Here is a 21,297-nt window from a genome sequence, read left to right on the forward strand (position 1 = left end):
CCCTGCGCCCACTGTCGAGACCTTCCGTCTCTCCGGACGCTTCAGGCTCAGGTGTTGTTGGCCAGGGCGATCAGGCGGGAGCGGTCGCCGTTCCAGTAGTTGCGGTCGACGCCGCCGCTGATGCCGGAGACGGTGCCGGAGTCGGTGTACTGCCAGAAGCTCCAGAACGGGGCGCCGGCCGGCAGGGTGCCGGGGCTGCTGGACCAGCGGGCGATCCAGAGCGGGTGCTTGGACCACGGGCCGGTCCAGCTGCCGGTGCACTGGTTCCACCAGCTGGTGGTGGTGTAGATGACGGCGTAGCGGCCGGTGCGGGAGCGGTAGGTGTTGAGGAAGTCCTGGATCCAGTTGCGCATGCCGGTGGTGCTCAGGCCGTAGCAGTATCCGCCGCTGTACGGGTTGCCTTCGACGTCGAGGGCGGCGGGCAGGGTGCGGCTGTCGGCGGACCATGCGCCGCCGTTGCTGGCGAGGTAGTTGGCCTGGACCGCGCCGGAGGAGATGTTCGGGCGGGCGAAGTGGTACGCCCCCCGGATCACGCCCGCGTAGTAGGCGTTGGTGTAGTTGGTGTTGAAGCGCGGGTCCTTGTAGCTGGTGCCCTCGGTGGCCTTGATGTAGGCGAACTGGATGCCCGAGTTGCGGACGCTGGTCCAGTTGATCGAGCCCTGCCAGTTGGAGACGTCGACGCCGGGAACGGTGGCAGCGGACGCCGGGGCCGCGGTCGCGACGACTGCCACCGCCGCCGTGGCGACTGTGGCGAGGGCGCCGGCGAGGAGCCGGCGAAGGGACGATCCGGTACGGGCCATTGATGCCTCCAAAGAAATCGATGGAACGGCACTCATCGTTGGAGGCGGCCGTGCGCAGGGGCAACCCGAGTTCCGCGAATCGGCCGATTTCTGGGGTCGGGTCGTGCCGGGACGGGGTTCGCAGCACACCCACCCGCGACGCCCTCAAGCGGCTCGGCAGCCTGTACGGATCCGCGACGGCATGGGATTCAGGCAGGCTAAGCTGTTAGCTAACCGAGGAGGGTGCGTCATGTCAGCTGAGGCCGTGCACTACAACATGCACGATGCCAAGACCCACCTGTCGCGCATCATCGAGCGGGTGGAACGCGGCGAGGAGATCATCATCGACCGGGCAGGCACTCCGGTGGCGAAGGTCGTGCCGCTGGTGCGGCGGGCCAACCGCACCGCAGTCGGCTCTCTCGCCGGTCAGTTGGATCTCTCCGGCGACTGGGACTCACCCCAGACCAACGCCGAGATCGCCGCTGACTTCGGCATCGGCGCATGACCCTGCTGCTGGACACTCATGTCGCACTGTGGGCCATCACAGGTGATGCGACTCTCGGCGACGAGTTCCTCGATCGGCTACGCCACGACCCGGACATCTTCCTCTCCCCGGTCAGCCTGTGGGAGATCACCATCAAGCAGAGCGCGGGAAAGCTCGCCGGCCCCCCTGACCTGGCCGAGCGGGTAAGGGACATGGGCTTTCGCGCACTCCCGGTAACCCACGCCCACGCCATCGCCGCCGGTCGCCTGCCACCGCATCACCGCGATCCCTTCGACCGCATGCTGCTGGCCCAGGCGACCGTCGAAAAGATGACTCTGGCCTCCCGCGACGCGTCGATAGCGCTGTACGACGTAGATGTCCTGAAGGTGTGAGGGTGGCGGCTCCCGCAGCCGCTGAACCGGCACCCCGGGCATGCGGCGGCCACCCGCGAAGCGCTCAAGCGGCTCGGTAGCGCGCTGGACCGGTAGGCCGTTCGGACTCGGTCGGGACGTCGACACTCCCGGTTCCAAGCTAGAACCTGTCTCAAAGTCCGGCTTATCGATCTTGTGACAAGATCGCCTGATGCTGCGACTCACCGATTTCATCATCGACTGCCCAGACACGATGAAGCTGGCGGCCTTCTACTCCGAGGTGACGGGTCGCGCGGTCAAGGAGGGCAGCGACGAGAACTGGGCCGGTATCCAGTTCGGCGAGATCGAGCTGGCCTTCATCCGGGTGGAGGGTTACCGCGCCCCGCAGTGGCCCGACAGCGAGCACCCCAAGCAGTTCCACCTCGACTTCGAAGTCGACGACATCGAGGCCGAACAAAGCCGCGTCCTGGCCCTCGGCGCGACCCTGCAGCAGGACTCCATCGGCCCCGACGGCTACGGCTGGCGCGTTTACACCGACCCCATCGGTCACCCCTTCTGCCTGTGCCGCAACAAGGGTGTTGCCTGGACCGACCAGGGGCTCATCTGGTCCAAGAGCGACTAAGGCGTGTTTCATAAGCCGGTCAGAGCCACTCGGTGATGATGGTGATGGTCAGGACGGCTTGGAAGCGGACTGCGAGCTTGTCGTAGCGGGTGGCGACGCCGCGGTGGCGTTTGAGCCTGTTGATGCCGTTCTCGACGGCGTGACGTAGCCGGTAGAGGTCCTTGTCGAACGCGGGCGGGCGCCCGCCCTTGGAGCCTTTGGCCTTGCGGTGGGCGTCCTGGTCGGCCTTGCGGGGGATGCATGCCTTGATCCCGCGTGAGCGCAGGTGGGCTCGGTTGCCGCGGCTGGTGTAGGCCTTGTCGGCCAGGACCAGGTCGGGGCAGGTGCGGGGCCGGCCCACGCCGAGACGGTTCACGCGGATGCGACGCAGGACGGGAATGAACTGCGGACTGTCACCACGGTGCCCGGCGGTCACGATCAGGGAGAGGACCTTCTGTCCCTGCTCGCAGGCCAGATGGGTCTTGGTGGTCAGCCCACCGCGCGAGCGGCCCAGCGCGTGATCGGCCGGTTCGTCGTGCACGCCGCCGGGCGGTTCCTTCTGCAGATGCCCGACCTTGCGGGCGCCGGCGGCGTGCTGGTGGGCGCGGCTGGTCATCGAGTCCACGCTCACCGTCCACCCGATGCGGCCGGTCGCGTCGCCAGCGGCCTGCAACGCGGACAGGATCTTGTCCCAGGTCCCGTCACGCTGCCAGCGACGGAACAGACCGTAGACGGTGGGCCAGGGCGCGTACTCGGCCGGGACATCACGCCACGGGGCACCGACCCGGATCCGCCACCGGATCCCTCCGATGAGCTGCCGTTTCTCCCACTTCGGCGGACGACCCGTCCTCGGCGCGGCAGGCAGCAGCGGAGCCAGAACAGCCCACTGCCTGTCGGTCAGGTCATGCCGCCTCGTCACCGCTACGCTGGACACGAGGTCTCCGGTATGAAGTTCTTGCTTGGTCGCAGAACCAGATACCGGAGACCTCTTCAGCTGTCGATCACCGCCACGCCGTGACCTCGACGCTGTCAGCCTGACTTACGAAACACGCCTTAGTTGGCTCTCGCGTCGCGGACCCTGCCCCCGGCGGACACCGCCACAGCGGCGCTTTGACCTGACCGCGCACGGCCACGGCGTCGGCTCCTGGGCGACCGGCCCGACCACGGCGGCCACCGCCCCCATGCTGGGGCTTGCGAACAGCCAGCGGCGGGAAGCTCCCGCCGGCCAGGGTCGGAGCTGAGTTGTGCCCTGGTTGTGCCCGATGATCTTCGCTCGGCGTTCTCGCAGCTCAGCGGCGGGGGAGAGTGGGCCGCCAGGGACTCGAACCCTGAACCTATGGATTAAAAGTCCACAGCTCTGCCATTGAGCTAGCGGCCCGCGCGCTCAGGTTACCGGACAACGCGCGTCGACCGCTCGTCGCTTCCGGTGGGGTGTCGGCCGTGGCCGGGCAGGACTCCGGCGGCATGCATCAGGCGATCCTCGGGAACCGTGGAAGGCATGAGACTCACCAGGACCCCCGCCGTGGCCGCGTCGCGCGAGGTGCCGGGTGACGACGGCGTACGCCAGCCGGGCGGCGAGGTGCACGCCTGGCTGCCGGGGCAGAACCAGACGCTGTGCGGGCTGCCGCTGAGCCGTACCCGGCTGCGTCGTTTCCCGCACGTGCCCTTCGACTACTCGGCGACCGACCAGCTCACCGAAGCCGATCCGGTCGGTTGGATCTGTCCGCGCTGCCTGGCCGCCGCCGGTGGGCGTGGGGGCCGTCACCGGCAGAGCTGGGAACGGCACTCACCCCGTCCCTGAGCGCCCTCCGCCGGTGGCCGGGCACGGTTGGAGCGTGCCGGACCGGGTACGCGACGCGGCATGCGGATCGTGGTGGTGGGGGCCAGCGGGAACGTCGGCACGGCGGTGCTGCGTCGGTTGCGTCGGGAGTCGGGGCTGGACCTGGTCGGGGTGGCGCGCCGCTTCCCCGACCCGTCGGCGGGGCCGCCGTACGACACGGTGGAGTGGCACTCCTGCGACATCGGGGAACCGGGGGCGGTCGACCAACTCGCCGGGGTCTTCGCCGGTGCCGACGCGGTGGTGCACCTGGCCTGGCAGATCCAGCCCAGTCACGACCAGCGGCAGTTGCGCCGGACCAACGTCGGCGGCAGCCGTACGGTGGTCGAGGCGGTGCTCCGGGCGAAGGTTCCCGCCCTGGTCCACGCCTCGTCGGTCGGCACGTACGCGCCCGGCCCGAAGGACCACCCGGTCAGCGAGCGTTGGCCGACGACCGGGGTGCGCGGCTCGTCGTACAGCCGGGACAAGGCGCAGGTGGAGGCGCTGCTCGACGGGGTCGAGCGGGAGCATCCCGAGCTGCGGGTGGTCCGGCTCCGCCCGGGGCTGGTCTTCCAGCGGGACGCGGCCACGGAGATCACCCGGTACTTCCTGGGGCCGTTCGCGCCGGTCTGGCTGCTGCGGTACGGCCGGCTGCCGCTGGTGCCCACCCACCGTCGGCTGCGCATGCAGGCGGTGCACGCCGACGACGTCGCGGACGCGTACGCCCGCGCGGTCCTCTCCGATGCGCGCGGGGCGTTCAACGTGGCGGCCGACCCGGTGCTCACGCCGGAACTGGTGGCCCGGCACTTCCACGGCTGGACGGTGCCGGTGGCCGCCCCGCTGCTCCGGACGGCGGCGGCGCTGACCTGGCGCGCCCGGCTGCAACCGGTCGACCCGGGTTGGGTGCAGCTCGCCCTGGGCGTCCCGCTGATGTCCAGCCACCGGGCCGAGACCGAGCTGGGTTGGCGGCCGGAGCGGGACGCGCTGACCGCGCTGCGGGAACTCTTCGCCGGGATGGCCGGCGGTGGGCACACGCCCAGCCCGCCGATGTCCGCCCGCCACGACCTCGCCGGCCGCCCCGGTGGGCTGCTGTTGGGACGGCCGGCCGGACACGGCAACCCGTACTAGCGGCGGACGCCACCGGCCCGGCACGACCACCCGCGACACGGTGACCCGGGGCGGGCGTTCAGCCGTGCCGACCCCGGCGGCCGGGCGCCGGCCGCCGGGGTCCGCGCGGTCAGGACTCGAAGGTCCGGCGGCGGTAGAGGAGGAGCAAGGCTGCGCCGGTGGCGACGGCGACGCTGCCGAGGGCCGTCAGGACGGGTACCGCACCTCCGCCGCTGGCGCCGGTCACCGGCAGTTCGGTGCGGGTCGGCGTCGGGGCCCCGGTCGGGGCTCCCGTGGGCTGACCGGTGGGGCTGCTGGTGGGGGTCCCGGTGGGTTGGCCGGTCGGAGTCGCGGTGGGCGTGCCGGTGGGCGTGCCGGTCGGAGTCGCGGTGGGGGTGCCCGTCGGAGTCCCGGTCGGGGTGCCGGTGGGCTGGCCGGTCGGGCTGGCGGTGGGGGTGCCCGTCGGAGTCCCGGTCGGCTGGCCGGTCGGGCTGCCCGTGGGAGTCGCGGTGGGGGTGCCCGTCGGCGGGAGGCAGACCGGAGCGGTGATGGTGTTCGTGTCCAGGGTGACGGCGCCGGTCCGGGCCAGGGCCCGGCCCCGGAGGGTCGCGCCGGTGTTCATGGTGATCGAGGTCTGGGCCAGGATGTTGCCGACGAACCGGGTGCCGGTGCCGATCGTGGCCGAGCTGCCCACCTGCCAGTAGACGTTGCAGGGCGAGGCGCCGTTGATGAACACCACGCTGCTGTTGGACGCGGTGATGAGGGTCGAGTCGATCTGGAAGATGAAGGTCGCTCCCGGCTCGCCCTGCGTGTCCAGAGTCAGGGTGCCGGTCAGTTGGGCGGCTGCGATCCGGTACACCCCGGGAATGAGCGTGGCTCCGCCGAGTTCCGAGGGGAGGTTGGTGAAGGGGGTCCGGCCGGCGGCGTCGTTGTAGGCGGTGGTCAGGTCGTTCTTGGCCTGGAGGGCGACGGCGTTGCCCCGGTGGACCTCGCCGGCGACGAGGCCCGGCGGGAAACCGGGAGTGGTGTTGCCGGGGTGGACGCCGAGGCTCTGCCCCAGGAAGCTCGGGCCGGTGTTGGTGACCGTGGAGCCGGCCAGCACGGAGAAGTTCGCCGCTGTGCCCAGGCCGACCGGCGCCACCTGGGCGCTGGCGCCGGTTCCGCTGAGGACGAGCACCGCGGTGGCCGCGCAGCCAGCGGTGACCGCCGCGAGTGCCGGCAGCACGATGCGCCGACGCGGACGGAGACGGAGTCGACGATGAAGGATCGGAATGACTGTCACGATGTGGCCCTCTCATGGTGCGTCTTCGGCAGGGCCGCCATGACGGCGGTCGGCGAAGTCACACGGAAGTGCAGATGTCCTTAATCGGACTTTTGCACATCAAACTCACAAGGGTGACAAAACAGTCCAGAACGGGTCGAAGGTTGGGGTTGGCGTACGTGGTCGGGGCGCTGACCGGGTGTCAGCCCAGCTTGGAGCCGGTGACCGTGGGGTTGCGCGCGCCGAGGAAGAAGATGCCCGGAAAGCCGCGCGTCTCGAACCCGGCGCTGGGATTCCGTCGCAGCGTGGACTTTTCGATCGTCATCGTGCCGGTGCGGTCGTTGCTGACGAAGAAAACCGCGCCGCCGCCCTCGTTGGCCCGGTTGTCCTCGACGATGGTGCCGCCGATCCGGACGCTGAACCCGTTGCCGTCGCAGTAGATCGCGCCGCCGCTGCCGCCGCCAGGCGTGCCGGACCGTGCCGGGTTCGCCCCGGCACCGACCGCCCGGTTGCCCCGGAACACGCTGTTCAGCACCGACCAGCTGACGCCGATGCTGCTCAGCGCGCCGCCGTTCGCGCAGGACCCGCCGGTGAAGGTGCTGTTCACCACGTACACCGGCTTGTTCTCGTGCTGGCTGAGCACCCGCAGTGCCGCGCCGCCGAGGTCCGGGCCGGTACGGTCGCAGCGGTTGTCGACGAACCGCGCGTTGACCACCTTGAACCGGCCGCCCCGCACGAAGATCGCGCCCCCGCCGCCAGCCTCGGCCCGGTCCCCGGTGGAGTTTCCGTCGGCGAAGGTGATGTTCTGCACGGTGAGCTGCGGGTGGTCCTGGTTCTGGCAGTGCGAGGTGGTCCAGCCCTGTGCCTGGTCACAGGTGTTCATGTAGAGGATGCGCCGCTCACCGCCACCGCTGAGGGTGACCTTGCCGCCGCCGTCCAGCACGATCTTCGGCCCGTTGGCGTTCCGCACCTTCGCGGTGGCGCGCATCCGGATCGTCACCGGCTCCGGGCCGCAGTCGAAGGTGATGGTGCCGCCGGCCGCCACCGCCTTCACCACCGCGTCCGAGGTGCAGCTCGCGGCGGTGCCGGTGCCGACCACCCGGGTCGGTCGGGAGGTGTCCACCATCCGCGCCTCGGCCGGCACGTGCGCGCCGCCGCCCGGGTTGCCGGCCCGCAGGACGCCGCCACCGGGCCGGGACGGCTTCGGGGTCGGGCTCGCGCTCCGACCGCCCATGCCGACCGACGCCCCCGGTACGGCGCCGGGGCTCGCGGTGGCCGTGGCGGACGCGGCGGCGACCGGGATCTCGGTGGCCGGCTCGCCGCCCGGCCCGGACGAGCCGCAGCCGGAGAGGGCAGCGGTCGCCAGGACGAGGAGGGCGACGGCGGGTGTCATGCGCACCGGTCGATGCTAGGCGCTGCGGTGCCGGTCACCCACCCAGGTGTGGGGGGTCAGAAGTTCGCGCAGAGGTACGGCAGCTCGCGCGGGAAGAGGCGACGCAGCTCCAGCATCGCGTCGACCGGTACGTCACCGAGCCCCCGCACCACCACCTCGGCCGGGTCGAGCGCCCCGTACACCAGGGCGGAGAGTCCGGCGGCGGTGAGCGTGGCGGTCGGCGGGTCGACCGCGCCGAGGGATGCCCCGGAACGGATCTCCAGTTGCCCGGTGGTCCCGTCCAGCAGGAACGTCCCGCCGAGCCACCGGTCCCCGGTCAGCTCGACCTGGCAGCAGCCGGCCCCGGCGGGCAGCCCGGCCAGCGCGTCCATCGAGAGCACCCGGGCCATCGGGGCGGACTCGTCCGGCCGGGTCACCCGGGTCTCGCAGACCACCCCCAGGTCGGTGGCCCAGAGTTCGGGCAGATCGTCCGGGGCGACCACCACGCTCACCCGTTCGACCTGGTCGACGTGCCGGGCGAGGAACTGCAACAGCAACGCGCGGCCGAGGGGGCTGACGGCGAGCAGGTCGCCACCGTCCAGGGTGCCGCCGTAGCCGTCGATCCGGTACGTGAGCAGGCCCTCGGTCACCCCGTTGACCCGCGCGGTCACCAGCCAGCGGTTGTCGTCCTCGCGCACCCGGATCCGGCGGTACTCGGGGAGGACCGCGAAGCCGTGCCGCTGCACCAGGCAGCGCTCGTGGAAGGCGGAGTACTCGTCGTATCCGGTGCCGGTCCGTTGCCAGGCCAGCTCGCCCGGCAGCTCCACGCGCAACAGTTCGGCGAGGTCGTCCGGAGGGAACGTGGCGGTACGCGGCGCGGGGAGGTTGACGTAGCCGAACCGCTCGTAGAACGAGGGGCGGAACGGGTAGAGCGCGGAGAGCACGTGCCCCTCGTCGCGCATCTCGTCGAGCAGCTGGTGCATGAGCGCCCGGACGTGGCCCTGGCGGCGGGCGAGCGGATGGCTGGCGAGCCCGGCGACACCGGCCATCGGCAGCACCTTGCCGCGCAGGTTCTGCCGCATCGGGATGGCGGAGGCGCAGGCCAGGGTGGTGCCGTCCGCCTCGGCGACGAGCGTCCGGTTGCCCTCCTGGTACGGCAGCCAGTCCCGCATCGCCTCGGCGTCGTCCGCCGCTCGGGGCGTCTCGTCGAAGGAGTACGCCTGGAGCGGGAAGCTGGTGGTCAGGCGTTCCTCGGCGGTAAGGCGACGGATGCTCATGTGTCCATCCCAACCCCGCTCCCGGAGCCCCGCAACCCGATTCGTGGTCGGCCGTCGGCTCAGACCTCGGTGACGTCGGAGAGCACGACCGTGACGTTGTCCGGTGCGCCCGCCTGGTGGGCCAGCTTCACCAGCTGCTCGGCACACTGCTGCCGGTCCCCGTACGTGAACACGGTGTTCGCGACCGTGCCGTCGTCGACGTAGTCGGAGAGCCCGTCGCTGCACAGCAGCAGCCGGTCACCGGGGAGGACGGTGTAGCGGGCGATCGACGGAGGCGCGTCGATCCCCTGGACCGCCCGGGTGACCAGGGCCCGCTGGGGGTGCTGGCGGGCGGCGGCGGGCGTGAGTGCCCCCTGGTCCACGAGGGCCTGGACGAAGGTGTCGTCCCTGGTGAGCTGGTGCAGCGCACCCTCCCGGAGCAGGTAGCACCGGGAGTCGCCGACCTGGGCGACGACCAGGACGTCCCCGGCGAGCAGGGCGGCGGTCAGCGTGGTGCCCATGCCCTCGCGTGCCGGTTCGGCGTCGATGGCGGCGCGGATGCGCCGGTTGGCGGTCTGCACGACGGCGCGGAGCGCGTTCTCCGCCTCGTCGGGCGTCTCCGGGGGTATCAGCTCGTCCAGGATCCGGATGACGATCTCGCTGGCGACCTCCCCGGCCGGCAGTCCACCCATCCCGTCGGCCACCGCGACCAGCCGTTCCCCGGCGAGGGCGGAGTCCTCGTTGTTGGTCCGGACCAGGCCGACGTCGTTCAGGATGGCCGAGCGGAGGATCAGCTTCATAGGTGAAGTCTGCCAAGAAGACCGCGTCCACGTCTCCACCCCATCGTCGCTCCGGGCCGGCGTGGCTCACGCTCAGCCGCGGGGGTAGCGCAGCAGGAGGCTCGCGGTGACCTCCTCGTCACCGACGGCGGCGTAGCAGTGCGGCACGTCCGACGTCCAGCGCAGGTGCCCACCCGCGGCGGCGGACAACGGCGCGTCCACCGGGCCCGCGCGGAGCACGCCCGCGAAGACGGTGACGTGCTCGGTGACCCCGGGCCGGTGCGGGGGTGACACCTGGCCCGGCCCGGGAGCGACCCGCAGCCGGTACAGCTCGTACGTCGCCCCGGCCTCGGTGAACACCTCCAGCAGGGTGGCGCGCACCGCGGACCCGCGTACCGAGGGCGCGCTCGCCGGTCCGGCCAGCACCGCACCCAGGGGTACGCCGAGCTGCGCGGTCACCGCGTATAGCGTCTCCAGGGTCGGGTTGCGGATGCCGTTCTCCAGGCCGGAGAGGGTGGCCTTGCCGACGCCGGCCGACCGGGCCAGGGCGGAGAGCGAGATGCCCCGTTCCTCCCGGAGCAGCCGGACCCGGCGGCCGATGGCGGCGGCCCCCTCCTCGGGGTGGCCGGAGTCGGCTTCCTGGTGCTGGGGGGCCGGTGGTCGGTCGGCGCTCGGCATCCCGCTATCGTGCATCACGCTGCTGTTCCGTATACGGAACAGCGGTGGAGGGAGACGACATGACGGGCGTCCTGCAACCCGTGCTGGCCGGTGTGGTGACCGCCCTGGTCGGCTTCGCCAGCTCGTTCACCGTGGTCCTGGCCGGGCTCCGAGCCGTCGGTGCCACCGAGACGCAGGCCGCCTCGGGGCTGCTCGCGGTCTGCGTCGCGTCCGGAGCCAGCGCCGTGTGGCTCGGTCTGCGGCACCGGCTGCCGATGAGCATCGCCTGGTCCACGCCGGGGGCCGCGCTGCTGGTGGCCACCGGTCCGGTGGCGGGCGGCTGGCCCGCGGCGGTCGGCGCGTTCGTGGTCTCCGGCCTGCTGGTCGTGGCGGCCGGTCTCTTTCCACCGCTGAGCCGCGCGGTCGCGGCGATCCCGAAGCCGATCGCGGGCGCGATGCTGGCCGGCGTGCTCCTGCCGCTCTGCACGGCACCGGTCCGGGCGCTGGTCGAGGTGCCCACGCTCGCCGGGCCGGTGGTGGTGGTCTGGTTGCTGCTGCACCGGTTCGCCCGCCGCTGGGCGGTGCCGGGGGCACTCGTCGTCGCGGTGGTGGCGATCGCGGCGACCACACCGCCCGGTCGGCTCGGGGGCGCCGGGCTCTGGCCGGTTTTCGACCCGACGCCGCCGGCCTGGAGCCTGCCGGCCCTGGTCGGGCTGGCGGTCCCGCTGTTCCTGGTCACCATGGCCGCGCAGAACGTACCGGGCATGGCGGTGCTCACCGGGTACGGCTACCGCCCCCCGTTCGGGTCCGCGCTACGGACCACCGGGCTGGCCAGCATGGCCGCCGCGCCCGTCGGCGGGCACGCGGTCAACCTGGCGGCGATCACCGCCGCACTCGCCGCCGGCCCGGACGCCCACCCGGATCCGGACCGTCGCTGGATCGCCTCGGTGACCGCCGGCGTCGGGCTGGCCCTGCTCGGCCTCGGCGCAGGGCTGGCCACCACGCTGGTCCTGCTCTCGCCCCCGGTGCTGATCGAGGCGGTCGCCGGCCTGGCGCTGATCGGGGCACTGGCCACCGCCCTGACCGCGGCCGTCGCCGAGCCGGAGGCGCGCGAGGCGGCGGTGGTCACCTTCGTGGTCACCGCCGCCGGTGTCACCCTGCTCGGGATCGGCGGTGCCTTCTGGGGGCTGCTGGCCGGTGGGGTGATGCTGCTCCTCTTCCGCCGTCGGCCCTTCTTCCGGCGCGAGCCCCCCGGCCCGCCCGCCACTCGCACGGAACCGGCACCTGCGGTTCGCGCTTCCGGCACCCGTGACTAGCGCGGACCGGCCTACTCCTCGCGGGCGAGGTCGGCGGCGGGGACGGTGAGACGTACCTGCTGGTCGGTGACGGCGGCGATCTGCTCGGCGAGTGCGTAGGCCGCGCCGTCCGATCCGATGATCTTCAGGTAGCCGCTGCGCAGCAGCCGGGCCGCCAAGTCGGCCGGCACATCCGGTTCCTCGGCCGCCACGGACTCGATCAGCTCGTCCAGGCTGCTGCCCGGGTCGGCGGTCGGGGCCTCCACGGTCACCGCGTTCGGGTCACCCCGCTGGACGAGGTCCACCGTGCCGACCTCGGTGCCGGTCGCGTCGACGACCCGCATGCCGGTGGTGACCCGTCCGATGGTCGTCTGCGTGTCGGTGCCCTGTCGCGTCATGGTGGCGCGGTTCCCAGCGGGCCACGCCGCTAAACGCCGGGCGGGCGCGGGGAGAGCTCACGCCAGGTGTCGGTGGCGTCGAGCAGGGCCCGGACCGTCTCCTCGGCCTCCTCGGCGCTGTCGTACTCGTAGAACCGGGAGACGCCCTCGGCACCGCCGGCCCGCTGTTCGACGTACCACCGGTCGGCGTCCACCCGGAGGAAGACGTCCCGCCGGGCCAGCCGCCCCCACTTGCCGTTCCACCAGTGCTTTCGCTGCTCCATGGCGGCACGATATCGAACACGCGTACGAAAAGTGCCGGCCCCTGTGGGATTCCCGCAGGGGCCGGTGTGCATCAGTGGTTCAGCGCGGGGCCGGCGGCTCCGGCCGGCGACCGAGCACGTCGTCCAGCGCCCCGCGCTGCTGCCCGGGAGTGGTGTGCCCGGCGGCCACCAGGGCGTCCCGGATCTCGGTGAGCAGCTTGATCTCCTCGCTCGGCGCCTTCGGCGGCGGCTCCTCGCCCCGCTGACGCCGCTCGGCGAGCTTGTTCATCGGGAAGACCACCATGAAGTACAGCGCCGCCGCGGTGAGCAGGAACGTGATCAGCGCGTTCACGAAGGCCACCCAGTCGAACGGGATCCCCCGGAACGCCGGGGTGGAGCCCTCCAGGCCCTTCGGGTTGCCGGTGATCAGCACGATGAGCACCCGGACCAGGGGCTCCAGGAACGACTTGGTGAGCTGCGTGACCACCCCGGTGAACGCGGCGCCGATGACGACGCCGACCGCCAGGTCGACGACGTTGCCGCGCATGATGAAGTCCTTGAACCCTTTGAGCATCTGCCACTCCCACGTCCGGTCTCGGTTCCGGACAACCTATGCCCTGGCCTGGTGCTCCAGGAACGCGCCCGCCTCGTGCGCCGCCCGCTCCGGGTCGCCCGCGCGGATCGCGGCCACCAGGCGGCTGTGGTCGGTGTACCGCTCGGGTTCCAGGGAGCCGATCGCCTGGGCGACGGAGGCCCGCATCGCGGTGCCCACCGAGGCGTACAACTCCGCGAGCATGGTGTTGTGGGCGGCGGCCACCACCACGACGTGCAACCGGGCGTCGGCCTCCACGAACTCCTCGAACCGGCCGTCGCGCCAGGCCGCCTCCCGCTCGGCCAGCGCCGCGTCGAGCGCCGTCAGGTCCTCCGGGGTACGCCGGAGCGCGGCCAGTCGGGCCGCCTCCACCTCGAACGCGCGGCGTACCTCGACCACCTCCGCCATCCGGTCGTCGGTGAGCCGGCGGGCCACCACCGGGGCCAGTTCGTCGGTCGACACCACGTACGTGCCGGAGCCCTGACGGCACTCCAGCACCCCGGCGTGCACCAGTGCGCGGACCGCCTCCCGGACGGTGTTCCGCCCCACCCCGAGGGTGGCGACGAGTTGCGGCTCGGTCGGTATCCGCCCGCCCAGCGGCCACTCCCCGCCGAGGATCCGCCCCCTGAGCTGCTCGATCGTCTGGCTCACCCGGCGGCCGCGCGGCGGCACGGGCGGGGAATGGCCGGACGGTGTCACTGGTTACAACCCACGCCGGAATTCATCCCATGATTGTAGGTTCGAGGTCATGACCCCGCCAACAGCCGCCCTTGCGGGACCCGACGTGGCCCCTGACGCCCCCGTGGCGACGCCCGCCGCCGAACAGCGCCCCGACACACCGGCCACCACCGACACGTCCGCCGGGGGCGTCCGTCCGGGTACCGGGGGCCTCCTGGTGCTCGCCGGGATGCTCCTGGTCGCGCTCAACCTGCGGGCCGCCATCACCAGCCTCGGCGCGCTGCTCGACGAGGTCCGCACCGGACTGGCGCTCTCCGGCGCGATGGCCGGGTTCGTGACCACGCTGCCGACCATCGCGTTCGCCGTGTTCGGCGCGTTCACGCCGTGGTTGGTCCGGCGGGTCGCCCCGGCCCGGGTGCTGGTGGTGGCGATGATCACCCTCGCCCTGGGGCAGTTGCTGCGGGTCCTCACCGACTCCGCCCTGGTCTTCCTGGTGGCCAGCGCGCTCGCGCTGGCCGGGATCGCGGTGGCGAACATCCTGCTGCCGATGCTCGTCAAGCAGTACTTCCCGCACCGCACCGGGCTGGTCACCGGGGCGTACACGGTGGCCCTGACCCTCGGCACGACGGTGGCCGCCGCGGCGGCGGTGCCGGTCGCCCACGCGTTCGGGTCGTGGCGGGTCGGACTCGGGGTCTGGGCCGGGCTGGCCCTGGTGGCCGTACTCCCGTGGGTGCCGCTGGCGCTGCGGGCCCGGGCCGCCGCGCGGCGGGCGGGACGGACGGCGCAGGTGTCCCCCCGGTCGCGGATCCGGCCGGAACGCACCCGGCTCGGGTGGGCGATGGCGCTGTACTTCGGCGCGCAGTCGCTCAGCGGGTACGTGGTGATGGGCTGGCTGGCCCAGCTCTTCCGGGACGCCGGCTACCAGCCGCAGGACGCCGGGCTGCTGCTCGCCGGGGTGACCGCGTTCGGGGTGCCGGTGGCCCTGGTCATGCCCGCCATCGCCACCCGGCTGCGCACCCTGCGCCCGCTGGTGCTCTTCCTGTCGGTGTCGGCGACCCTGTCCTACCTGGGCCTCGCGTTCGCACCGCACGACCTGGCGCTGCTCTGGGTGCTCCTGCTCGCCATCGGTCAGGGCGCGTTTCCGCTGATCCTGACCACCATCGGCCTGCGGGCGCGCACGGCCGAGGGAACCGTGCAGCTCTCCGCGTTCGCGCAGAGCACCGGGTACGTGATCGCCGCGCTCGGCCCGCTGCTCGTCGGCATCCTCTACGAGGCGACCGGGGGCTGGCAGGTGCCGATCGCCTTCCTGCTGGTCGCCCTCGTCGCGCAGACCTGCGCCGGGCTGGCGATCTCCCGTCCCCGCTACATCGAGGACGAGTGACCGGACGGGCGGCGCGTGGGACGGCGGGCGCTCAGGAGGCCGGGGTCGGCTCCCCCGCCACGGCCTCGTCGACCGTCGGGTACGTCTGCAACACCTCGACCAGTCCGCTGACCTCGAGGATGCGCAGCACCCCGCGCTGCGGCGCGGCGAGGCGCACCACGCCACCGGCCTCGTCGCAGCTGTTCTTGGCGCGCACGAACACCGAGAGCCCGGTCGAGTCGCAGAACGAGACCTCCGCCAGGTCGAAGACCAGCCGGCTGCGCCCCTTGTCGAGCAGGTCGGTGATCTGGTCCTGGAGCTGAGGGGCCGTCGCCATGTCCAGCTCGCCCCCGACCGACACCACGACCACGTCGCCGCGCTGTTCCGTGTGCACCGTCAACGACATCCGCCAGACCTCCTGTTGTCGGTGGAACCGTATCCCACCGGCGGGGTCCCACGCAGAACGGGAGCCGCCCTCCGTGGCCCGATGTTGATTCTTTGCCCTGCAACAACTAGTCGGGCCAGGGCCGGTGATAGAGTCCGCCCCGGTCCTGGTGGAGGGGGTTATCCGATGGCGCTGAGCCCGGAAGTAAGCGGACGGCTCGCCGGCCTGCTCACCGAGCACGCCGAGCTGGTCACGCAGCGCTGGACGGAGGCGGTCGCGGCCTCGCTGCGGGGCCGACTCAGCCAGGCGGAACTCCGCGGCCAGGTGCAGGACCTGCACCGCGGCATGGTCGTCGCCGGTGAGAACGGGGTCATCGACCTGGAGTCGGAGCAGGCCACCGAACTGCGCGCCGTCCTCGCCGAGCTGTCCCGGGGCCGGGCCCGCCAGGGCTTCACCGCCACCGAGACGGCGGTCAGCATCCACGCCCTCAAGGACGTGCTGCTGGACCTGCTGGAGAGCCTCCCCGACGACGGCAACCGGCTCCGCGACTTCGTGGCGTTCTCCGGCCTGATCGACCAGATGGGGCTGTTCACCTTCGAGAGCTACGTCCGCACCCGGGAGAGCCTGATCGCCGACCAGGCCGAGCAGCTCCTCGAACTCTCCACCCCGGTGGTCAAGCTCTGGGAGGGCGTCGTCGCCGTGCCGCTGGTCGGCACCCTCGACTCGGCCCGCGCCCAGGTGGTGATGGAACGCCTGCTCCAGACCCTGGTCGACACCAGTTCGCCGTACGCGATCATCGACATCACCGGCGTGCCCGCCGTCGACACCCAGGTCGCCCAGCACATCCTGAAGACCGTCGTGGCCGCCCGGCTGATGGGCGCCGACTGCATCATCTCCGGCATCCGACCGCAGATCGCCCAGACCATCGTGGCGCTCGGCATCGAGTTCGGTGACATCGCCACCAAGGCGAGTCTCGCCGACGCGCTGCGCCACGTGCTGCGGCTCACCGGCGTCGAGACCGCCGCCAACCGCCGCGCACGTCGGGAGGTCTGATGGAGCGGGTGCCGGTCCTCAAGATCGGTGACATCCTGCTGGTCTCCATCCAGGTGGACATGGAGGACCAGACCGCACTGCAACTCCAGGAGGACCTGGCCGAGCGGATCGTCGCGACGGGCTGCCACGGGGTGATCATCGACATCACCGCGCTGGACATCGTCGACTCGTTCATCGGCCGGATGCTCTCCACCATCGCGTCCATCTCCAAGGTCCTCGACGCCGAGACCGTGGTGGTCGGTATGCGCCCGGCGGTCGCCATCACCCTGGTGGAGCTGGGGCTGTCCCTCAACGGCATCCGGACCGCGCTGAACGTCGAACGCGGTATCGAACTCATCGCGGCGGCCCGGGCCGAGGACGACGACCTCGACATCGACCCCACCGACGCCGAGCCGGCGGCGACGTCGCCATGACCGCCGGTATCGACCTGGGCCGCCCGCAGGCGCAGGCGATCCGGAGCGACGAGGACGTGGTCCGCGTCCGGCAGCTGGTGCGTGCCGTCGCGGTTGCCGTCAAGCTCTCCCTGGTCGACCAGACCAAGCTGGTGACCGCCGCCAGCGAGCTGGCCCGCAACACGCTGGTCTACGGCGGCGGTGGCGACGTCGAGGTGACCATCGTCGACAACGGCGTACGACGCGGGGTGCGGATCGTCTTCGCCGACTCGGGCCCCGGCATCGCCGACCTCGACCTGGCCCTCACCGACGGCTACACCACCGGCGGCGGCCTCGGCCTCGGCCTCAGTGGCGCCCGTCGCCTGGTCGACGAGTTCGACATCCAGACAGCAGTGGGCGAGGGCACCCGGATCACCGTGACCAAGTGGTCCCGATGATGACCGAGCCCGTCTCCGACCAGGGCCTCTGGTTCCGGGTCGAGACGAGCAGCGCGGCCAGCGCGGTACGGCGGGCCGCCGAGCGGCTCGGCGGGCAGCTGCACCTCGGCGACCGGCGCACCGCCGACCTCGCGATCGTCGCCGCCGAACTGACCAGCAACCTGGTCAAGCACGCCCAGGACGGGGTGCTCCTGCTCCGTCCGGTGCGACACGGCGGCGAGGCCGGCGTGGAACTGATCGCCATCGACTCCGGGCCCGGCATGGCCGACCTCACCGTCTCCTCGCGGGACGGGCATTCCACCACCGGCACCCTCGGCATCGGCCTCGGCGCGATCGCCCGACAGGCCAGCTGGTACGACGGCTACTCGCAGTCCGGCCGGGGCACGGTGCTCGCCGTGCAGGTCTGGCCGTCGGCCGCGCCGTCCCCCGGCTGGGCGGCCGCCCTCACCCGGCCGTTGACCGGGGAGGCCCGGTGCGGGGACGGTTTCGCCGTGCGGCTGGCCGACGGACGTCCGCAGGTGCTGGTCTGTGACGGGCTCGGGCACGGCCCGCTGGCCGCCGCCGCGACCGACGCCGCCGTCACCGCGTTCCGCTCCGCGCCCGTCGGATCGCCGAAGGCACTGGTGGAGCACCTGCACCGGTCGCTCACGCACACCCGGGGGGCGGCCCTCGCCGTCGCCGAACTGGAGCCGTCGGCCGGGCGGCTGCGGTACGCGGGACTGGGCAACATCGCCGCCGCGGTGGTCGAGCACGGCCGGCGGCGCGGGCTGGTCTCGCTCCCCGGCATCGCCGGCCACCAGCGGCCCGTGGTCCGGGAGTACGAGTACCCGTTCGGCGGGGACGCCCTGCTGGTCATGCACACCGACGGGGTGGCCGACCGCTGGCAGCTCACCGACTACCCGGGGCTCGACGACCGGGCTCCACTGCTGACCGCCGCCACCATCCTGCGCGACTACGGCGTGCGTCGCGACGACGCCGGGGTCCTCGTCGCCCGGGCTCCGGCATGAGTGCTCCCGTCTCCGCACCACTGTTGCAGATGGCGCTCCGCGTCGAGTCCGACATCTTCGTGCTGCGGCAGCGGGGCCGGGAGGTGGCCACCGCCGTCGGCCTGGACCACCAGGACCAGGTCCGGATCGCCACCGCGCTGAGCGAGGTCGCCCGGGACCTGGTCCGTACCGCCGGCGGCGCGGACGTCGGGTTCTACGCCGCCGGGGTGGAGGAGGGCCGCCCGGTCCTGCGGGTCGACCTCGCCCCGCTGCGGCCGTTCGGCCCGGACGGGTACCAGCCGGCCTCCGGCGCGGTGGCCCGGCTCGTCGACAGTCTCGCCCTGACACCCGCCGAGGGGGTTACGGTCATACGGATGTTCCGACGCATTCCGGCCAACGCGGAGGCGCTGACCCCGCAGCGTCTCGCGGGCCTGCGTGCCCAGCTGGCACAGAGCGCGCCGGGCAGCGCGCTGGACGAACTCACCGTTCAGAACGAGCAGCTCGTCGCCGCTCTCGACGAGGTACGCAGCCAGCGTGACGAGTTGGCCGTGCTCAACGAGGAACTCCAGGAGACCAACCGGGGCGTGCTGGCGCTCTACAACCAGCTCTCCGCCGAGCTGGAGGAGACCAACCGGGGCGTGGTGGCGCTCTACGCCGAGCTGGACGAGAAGTCGGCGCAGCTCAAGGCGGCCAGCGAGTCGAAGAGCCGGTTCCTGGCCAACGTCAGCCACGAGCTGCGCGCCCCGGTCACCGCCATCATCGGGCTGGCCCGACTGCTCGCCGACTCCGCCTCGGACCCGCTCACCGGCGAGCAGGCCCGCCAGGTGGGGCTGATCCGATCCTCCGCGACCGACCTGCTGACCCTGGTCAACGACCTGCTGGACCTGGCCAAGGCCGAGTCCGGCCGGATCGAGCCGGACTGGGCGGAGGTCGACCTGCGGGTGGTGTTCGGCCAGCTCCGGGGCACGTTGCGGGCGCTGGCCACCCGGCCCGGGGTGGAACTGGTGGTCGAGGAGCCGCCGCCCCCGGCGACCCTCCGGTCGGACGAGGCCCTGCTGACCCGGGTGCTGCGCAACCTGCTGCACAACGGCCTCAAGTTCACCGAACGGGGCGAGGTGCGGATGCGCGCCGGCCTGGTCGACGGCCGATGGCGGATCGCCGTCTCGGACACCGGCATCGGCATCCCGCCGGACCAGCACGAACGGATCTTCGAGGAGTTCTACCAGGTGCCCGGAAGCGCGAGCGGCGCCGGCACCGGCCTCGGTCTGCCGTACGCCCGGCGGCTGGCCAACCTTCTCGGCGGCGCCCTGGGGGTGACCAGCGAGCCCGGCCGGGGCAGCGTGTTCACCCTCGACCTTCCCGTGGACGGGGCGTGACGATGGAGGGCGGTCCGGCGACGGTGCTGGTGGTCGACGACAGCCGCACCAAACGCTACCTGCTGGTGAGCTGGCTGACCCGGGCCGGCTTCGAGGTGCTGGAGGCGGAGACCGGCGCGGAGGCGCTGAAACGGGTCGGTGTCGACCCGGTCGAACTGGTGGTGCTCGACGTGCGCCTACCCGACCTGAGCGGCTTCGAGGTCTGTGAACGGATCAAGGCCAGCCATCCCGCCCTGCCGGTCATCCACGTCTCCGCGCACGCCGTCGACGTGGTCGACCGGGCGCAGGGCCTGACCCGGGGCGCGGACGCGTACCTGGCCGAGCCGATCGAACCGGACGAACTGGTTGCCACCGCCCACGCGGTGCTGCGCTACTACCGGGCCCGCAGACGGGCCGAACTCTTCGCCGAGCGGCTCGCCCGGCTGGCCGAGACCACCGTGGCGGTGCACGCCGCACCGACCTTCGCCCGTCTGCTGGAGGAGGCGGCCGTCGGCGCGGCGGAGATCTTCCGTACCCCCGCCGCGGTGGTGGCCGAGACCTTCGACGGGGACTGCCTGGCCGGGGTCTGCCCCGGTCCCGGTCAGGCGGGTGGCGTCGTCCCGTGGACGGTGGACGACACCGGTGTGCCGACCGGCACGACGGTACGTGTCGACGAGCCGTCCGCCTGGAACCTGACCGACTGGCCCGCCGACGACCGGTTGGCGGTCGCCGCGGCCCGGCTGAGGGAGGACCGCGCCCCGCTCTACGTGGTCGTGCCGGCCGGGGTGCAGGTCCCGGGCATGCCGGTGCTGGTGCAACTCGCCCAGGCGGTGGCGGCGGCCGTGGAGGCGCAGCGCTCCTACGACCAGGAGCACCGCATCGCGGTCACCCTCCAGCGCAGCCTGCTGCCGCGCCGGATCCCGACGATCAACGGCCTGGACCTCGCCGTGCGGTACGAGCCGGCGAGTGCGCAGACCGAGGTGGGCGGCGACTTCTACGAGCTGGTGATGCTCGACGGGCACCTGCTGATGGCGATCGGCGACGTCGCCGGGCACTCCCTGCACGCGGCCACGGTGATGGCGGAGTTGCGCCACGCGGTCCGCGCGTACGCGGTCGAGGGGCACCAGCCGGGGGAGATCCTGCACCGGGTCAACGAGCTGATGCGGCGACTGCTCCCGCACGAGCTGGCCACCATCTGCGTGCTGCTGCTGGACCCGGTCACCGGCCAGGTCCGGATGGCCAGCGCCGGCCACCTGCCGCCGCTGCTCACCGTGGACGGACGGGTCGAGTTCCTCCAGCACTCCGCCCCGCTGCTCGGGGTCCGGGCGGCCCGACCGCCGGACCTGGAGTTCGTGGTGCCACCCGGGGCGACGCTGGTGCTCTACACCGACGGGTTGATCGAACGGCGGGACGCGACCATCGACGAGGGGCTGGCCGCCCTGGCCGCCCTCGCCAACCGGGTCGAGTCGGACCTGGACGCCTTCTGCGCCCGCCTGCTGCGCGAACTCGCCCCCTCGGAGATCCACGACGACGTCGCCGTGCTCGCCCTCCGCCGTCACTGAGGCTGCGCTCTGGTGGCGTGTGGTGGTAGCAGGGGACCCCTGTTACCGCAATGTGTCGTGCAGGGGGCCCTTCCTACCG

The 21,297-nt window shown here is 72.3% G+C and carries 25 protein-coding genes and 1 tRNA gene; 13 read left to right on the forward strand and 13 right to left on the reverse strand.

Annotated elements, in window-relative coordinates; genetic code table 11:
* Positions 1 to 47: 47 nt before the first annotated feature.
* Complete coding sequence (locus IGA62_RS14405) at positions 48 to 800, reverse strand: GH25 family lysozyme (protein WP_145820869.1); 753 nt, start codon at positions 798 to 800, stop codon at positions 48 to 50.
* Between the two features lie 229 nt (positions 801 to 1,029).
* Here IGA62_RS14405 and IGA62_RS14410 point away from each other — a divergent pair, with 229 nt between their 5' ends.
* From IGA62_RS14410 to IGA62_RS14420, 3 genes are all read left to right on the forward strand, one after another.
* Positions 1,030 to 1,284, forward strand: a complete 255-nt coding sequence (locus IGA62_RS14410) for a type II toxin-antitoxin system Phd/YefM family antitoxin (protein WP_132405220.1) — start codon at positions 1,030 to 1,032, stop codon at positions 1,282 to 1,284.
* Complete coding sequence (locus IGA62_RS14415) at positions 1,281 to 1,655, forward strand: type II toxin-antitoxin system VapC family toxin (RefSeq protein ID WP_145820867.1); 375 nt, start codon at positions 1,281 to 1,283, stop codon at positions 1,653 to 1,655. The genes IGA62_RS14410 and IGA62_RS14415 overlap by 4 nt, the downstream gene beginning before the upstream one ends.
* A 190-nt stretch (positions 1,656 to 1,845) precedes the next feature.
* Positions 1,846 to 2,256: a VOC family protein gene (locus tag IGA62_RS14420; protein WP_145820865.1), complete on the forward strand. Its 411-nt coding sequence runs from the start codon at positions 1,846 to 1,848 to the stop codon at positions 2,254 to 2,256.
* 19 nt (positions 2,257 to 2,275) lie between these two features.
* Here IGA62_RS14420 and IGA62_RS14425 read toward each other — a convergent pair whose 3' ends face one another.
* Positions 2,276 to 3,154 carry an IS5 family transposase gene (locus tag IGA62_RS14425; protein WP_377464837.1) on the reverse strand — a complete coding sequence of 293 codons (879 nt, stop codon included), beginning with the start codon at positions 3,152 to 3,154 and terminating at the stop codon, positions 2,276 to 2,278.
* A gap of 387 nt (positions 3,155 to 3,541) precedes the next feature.
* A tRNA-Lys gene (locus tag IGA62_RS14430) sits at positions 3,542 to 3,613 on the reverse strand.
* Between the two features lie 120 nt (positions 3,614 to 3,733).
* On the opposite strand from IGA62_RS14430, the gene IGA62_RS14435 reads away from it, so the two are divergent.
* Complete coding sequence (locus tag IGA62_RS14435) at positions 3,734 to 4,036, forward strand: hypothetical protein (protein ID WP_145820861.1); 303 nt, start codon at positions 3,734 to 3,736, stop codon at positions 4,034 to 4,036.
* A 60-nt stretch (positions 4,037 to 4,096) separates the two neighbouring features.
* Positions 4,097 to 5,179: an NAD-dependent epimerase/dehydratase family protein gene (locus IGA62_RS14440; protein WP_145820859.1), complete on the forward strand. Its 1,083-nt coding sequence runs from the start codon at positions 4,097 to 4,099 to the stop codon at positions 5,177 to 5,179.
* Positions 5,180 to 5,288: 109 nt separating this feature from the next.
* Here the strand turns inward: IGA62_RS14440 and IGA62_RS14445 are convergent, their stop codons facing one another.
* From IGA62_RS14445 to IGA62_RS14465, 5 genes are all read right to left on the reverse strand, one after another.
* On the reverse strand, positions 5,289 to 6,383 hold the full coding sequence (locus tag IGA62_RS14445; protein WP_232625014.1) for an ice-binding family protein: 1,095 nt from the start codon (positions 6,381 to 6,383) through the stop codon (positions 5,289 to 5,291).
* Between the two features lie 238 nt (positions 6,384 to 6,621).
* Positions 6,622 to 7,812: a hypothetical protein gene (locus tag IGA62_RS14450; protein ID WP_145822225.1), complete on the reverse strand. Its 1,191-nt coding sequence runs from the start codon at positions 7,810 to 7,812 to the stop codon at positions 6,622 to 6,624.
* 56 nt (positions 7,813 to 7,868) lie between these two features.
* The gene (locus IGA62_RS14455) at positions 7,869 to 9,068 is read right to left on the reverse strand and encodes a GNAT family N-acetyltransferase (RefSeq protein ID WP_145820857.1); all 1,200 of its coding nucleotides are present in this window, start codon (positions 9,066 to 9,068) and stop codon (positions 7,869 to 7,871) included.
* 59 nt (positions 9,069 to 9,127) lie between these two features.
* Complete coding sequence (locus IGA62_RS14460) at positions 9,128 to 9,847, reverse strand: PP2C family protein-serine/threonine phosphatase (protein ID WP_145820854.1); 720 nt, start codon at positions 9,845 to 9,847, stop codon at positions 9,128 to 9,130.
* A gap of 72 nt (positions 9,848 to 9,919) precedes the next feature.
* The gene (locus IGA62_RS14465) at positions 9,920 to 10,504 is read right to left on the reverse strand and encodes a helix-turn-helix domain-containing protein (protein WP_145820852.1); all 585 of its coding nucleotides are present in this window, start codon (positions 10,502 to 10,504) and stop codon (positions 9,920 to 9,922) included.
* A 59-nt stretch (positions 10,505 to 10,563) separates the two neighbouring features.
* Here IGA62_RS14465 and IGA62_RS14470 point away from each other — a divergent pair, with 59 nt between their 5' ends.
* Positions 10,564 to 11,799 (forward strand): benzoate/H(+) symporter BenE family transporter, encoded by a 1,236-nt coding sequence (locus IGA62_RS14470; protein ID WP_145820850.1) that lies wholly within the window; start codon positions 10,564 to 10,566, stop codon positions 11,797 to 11,799.
* A gap of 11 nt (positions 11,800 to 11,810) precedes the next feature.
* Here IGA62_RS14470 and IGA62_RS14475 read toward each other — a convergent pair whose 3' ends face one another.
* From IGA62_RS14475 to IGA62_RS14490, 4 genes are all read right to left on the reverse strand, one after another.
* Positions 11,811 to 12,176, reverse strand: coding sequence for a hypothetical protein (locus IGA62_RS14475; protein ID WP_145820848.1), 366 nt, complete (start codon positions 12,174 to 12,176; stop codon positions 11,811 to 11,813).
* Positions 12,177 to 12,205: 29 nt separating this feature from the next.
* Positions 12,206 to 12,439, reverse strand: a complete 234-nt coding sequence (locus IGA62_RS14480; protein ID WP_145820846.1) for a hypothetical protein — start codon at positions 12,437 to 12,439, stop codon at positions 12,206 to 12,208.
* A gap of 79 nt (positions 12,440 to 12,518) precedes the next feature.
* Positions 12,519 to 12,992, reverse strand: a complete 474-nt coding sequence (gene mscL, locus IGA62_RS14485; protein ID WP_145820844.1) for a large conductance mechanosensitive channel protein MscL — start codon at positions 12,990 to 12,992, stop codon at positions 12,519 to 12,521.
* A gap of 36 nt (positions 12,993 to 13,028) precedes the next feature.
* Complete coding sequence (locus IGA62_RS14490) at positions 13,029 to 13,709, reverse strand: FadR/GntR family transcriptional regulator (RefSeq protein ID WP_145820842.1); 681 nt, start codon at positions 13,707 to 13,709, stop codon at positions 13,029 to 13,031.
* Positions 13,710 to 13,917: 208 nt separating this feature from the next.
* Here IGA62_RS14490 and IGA62_RS14495 point away from each other — a divergent pair, with 208 nt between their 5' ends.
* Positions 13,918 to 15,069 (forward strand): MFS transporter, encoded by a 1,152-nt coding sequence (locus tag IGA62_RS14495; protein ID WP_377464839.1) that lies wholly within the window; start codon positions 13,918 to 13,920, stop codon positions 15,067 to 15,069.
* Between the two features lie 31 nt (positions 15,070 to 15,100).
* Here IGA62_RS14495 and IGA62_RS14500 read toward each other — a convergent pair whose 3' ends face one another.
* A complete protein-coding gene (locus tag IGA62_RS14500; protein WP_091454936.1) occupies positions 15,101 to 15,454 on the reverse strand; it encodes an STAS domain-containing protein in 354 nt (117 codons plus the stop codon).
* A 165-nt stretch (positions 15,455 to 15,619) separates the two neighbouring features.
* Here IGA62_RS14500 and IGA62_RS14505 point away from each other — a divergent pair, with 165 nt between their 5' ends.
* The 6 genes from IGA62_RS14505 to IGA62_RS14530 are packed head-to-tail and all read left to right on the forward strand — an operon-like array spanning position 15,620 to position 21,218.
* Complete coding sequence (locus IGA62_RS14505) at positions 15,620 to 16,486, forward strand: STAS domain-containing protein (RefSeq protein WP_145820838.1); 867 nt, start codon at positions 15,620 to 15,622, stop codon at positions 16,484 to 16,486.
* Positions 16,486 to 16,899 (forward strand): STAS domain-containing protein, encoded by a 414-nt coding sequence (locus IGA62_RS14510; protein ID WP_145820836.1) that lies wholly within the window; start codon positions 16,486 to 16,488, stop codon positions 16,897 to 16,899. The genes IGA62_RS14505 and IGA62_RS14510 overlap by 1 nt, the downstream gene beginning before the upstream one ends.
* Positions 16,896 to 17,315 carry an ATP-binding protein gene (locus IGA62_RS14515; RefSeq protein ID WP_145820834.1) on the forward strand — a complete coding sequence of 140 codons (420 nt, stop codon included), beginning with the start codon at positions 16,896 to 16,898 and terminating at the stop codon, positions 17,313 to 17,315. The genes IGA62_RS14510 and IGA62_RS14515 overlap by 4 nt, the downstream gene beginning before the upstream one ends.
* Positions 17,312 to 18,322, forward strand: coding sequence for a SpoIIE family protein phosphatase (locus tag IGA62_RS14520; RefSeq protein ID WP_145820831.1), 1,011 nt, complete (start codon positions 17,312 to 17,314; stop codon positions 18,320 to 18,322). The genes IGA62_RS14515 and IGA62_RS14520 overlap by 4 nt, the downstream gene beginning before the upstream one ends.
* Positions 18,319 to 19,677: a sensor histidine kinase gene (locus tag IGA62_RS14525; protein ID WP_145820829.1), complete on the forward strand. Its 1,359-nt coding sequence runs from the start codon at positions 18,319 to 18,321 to the stop codon at positions 19,675 to 19,677. Before IGA62_RS14520 ends, IGA62_RS14525 begins: the two co-directional genes overlap by 4 nt.
* Before the next feature lie 2 nt (positions 19,678 to 19,679).
* Positions 19,680 to 21,218 carry a SpoIIE family protein phosphatase gene (locus IGA62_RS14530; RefSeq protein ID WP_145822224.1) on the forward strand — a complete coding sequence of 513 codons (1,539 nt, stop codon included), beginning with the start codon at positions 19,680 to 19,682 and terminating at the stop codon, positions 21,216 to 21,218.
* Positions 21,219 to 21,297 lie beyond the last annotated feature (79 nt).

This window comes from Micromonospora sagamiensis, from assembly GCF_014680085.1.
Classification (GTDB): Bacteria; Actinomycetota; Actinomycetes; order Mycobacteriales; family Micromonosporaceae; genus Micromonospora; species Micromonospora inyonensis.

Excerpts from the sequence above, each read along its gene's own strand:
- IGA62_RS14525 (WP_145820829.1), top strand. The coding sequence starts at position 18,319 with ATGAGTGCTCCCGTCTCCGCACCACTGTTGCAGATGGCGCTCCGCGTC.
- IGA62_RS14520 (WP_145820831.1), top strand. The coding sequence starts at position 17,312 with ATGATGACCGAGCCCGTCTCCGACCAGGGCCTCTGGTTCCGGGTCGAG.
- IGA62_RS14455 (WP_145820857.1), bottom strand. The coding sequence starts at position 9,068 with ATGAGCATCCGTCGCCTTACCGCCGAGGAACGCCTGACCACCAGCTTC.
- IGA62_RS14415 (WP_145820867.1), top strand. The coding sequence starts at position 1,281 with ATGACCCTGCTGCTGGACACTCATGTCGCACTGTGGGCCATCACAGGT.
- IGA62_RS14405 (WP_145820869.1), bottom strand. The coding sequence starts at position 800 with ATGGCCCGTACCGGATCGTCCCTTCGCCGGCTCCTCGCCGGCGCCCTC.
- IGA62_RS14435 (WP_145820861.1), top strand. The coding sequence starts at position 3,734 with ATGAGACTCACCAGGACCCCCGCCGTGGCCGCGTCGCGCGAGGTGCCG.
- IGA62_RS14500 (WP_091454936.1), bottom strand. The coding sequence starts at position 15,454 with ATGTCGTTGACGGTGCACACGGAACAGCGCGGCGACGTGGTCGTGGTG.
- IGA62_RS14475 (WP_145820848.1), bottom strand. The coding sequence starts at position 12,176 with ATGACGCGACAGGGCACCGACACGCAGACGACCATCGGACGGGTCACC.
- IGA62_RS14530 (WP_145822224.1), top strand. The coding sequence starts at position 19,680 with ATGGAGGGCGGTCCGGCGACGGTGCTGGTGGTCGACGACAGCCGCACC.
- IGA62_RS14450 (WP_145822225.1), bottom strand. The coding sequence starts at position 7,812 with ATGACACCCGCCGTCGCCCTCCTCGTCCTGGCGACCGCTGCCCTCTCC.
- IGA62_RS14460 (WP_145820854.1), bottom strand. The coding sequence starts at position 9,847 with ATGAAGCTGATCCTCCGCTCGGCCATCCTGAACGACGTCGGCCTGGTC.
- mscL (WP_145820844.1), bottom strand. The coding sequence starts at position 12,992 with ATGCTCAAAGGGTTCAAGGACTTCATCATGCGCGGCAACGTCGTCGAC.
- IGA62_RS14510 (WP_145820836.1), top strand. The coding sequence starts at position 16,486 with ATGGAGCGGGTGCCGGTCCTCAAGATCGGTGACATCCTGCTGGTCTCC.
- IGA62_RS14505 (WP_145820838.1), top strand. The coding sequence starts at position 15,620 with ATGGCGCTGAGCCCGGAAGTAAGCGGACGGCTCGCCGGCCTGCTCACC.
- IGA62_RS14495 (WP_377464839.1), top strand. The coding sequence starts at position 13,918 with ATGCTCCTGGTCGCGCTCAACCTGCGGGCCGCCATCACCAGCCTCGGC.
- IGA62_RS14465 (WP_145820852.1), bottom strand. The coding sequence starts at position 10,504 with ATGCCGAGCGCCGACCGACCACCGGCCCCCCAGCACCAGGAAGCCGAC.
- IGA62_RS14480 (WP_145820846.1), bottom strand. The coding sequence starts at position 12,439 with ATGGAGCAGCGAAAGCACTGGTGGAACGGCAAGTGGGGGCGGCTGGCC.
- IGA62_RS14410 (WP_132405220.1), top strand. The coding sequence starts at position 1,030 with ATGTCAGCTGAGGCCGTGCACTACAACATGCACGATGCCAAGACCCAC.
- IGA62_RS14420 (WP_145820865.1), top strand. The coding sequence starts at position 1,846 with ATGCTGCGACTCACCGATTTCATCATCGACTGCCCAGACACGATGAAG.
- IGA62_RS14440 (WP_145820859.1), top strand. The coding sequence starts at position 4,097 with ATGCGGATCGTGGTGGTGGGGGCCAGCGGGAACGTCGGCACGGCGGTG.
- IGA62_RS14470 (WP_145820850.1), top strand. The coding sequence starts at position 10,564 with ATGACGGGCGTCCTGCAACCCGTGCTGGCCGGTGTGGTGACCGCCCTG.
- IGA62_RS14515 (WP_145820834.1), top strand. The coding sequence starts at position 16,896 with ATGACCGCCGGTATCGACCTGGGCCGCCCGCAGGCGCAGGCGATCCGG.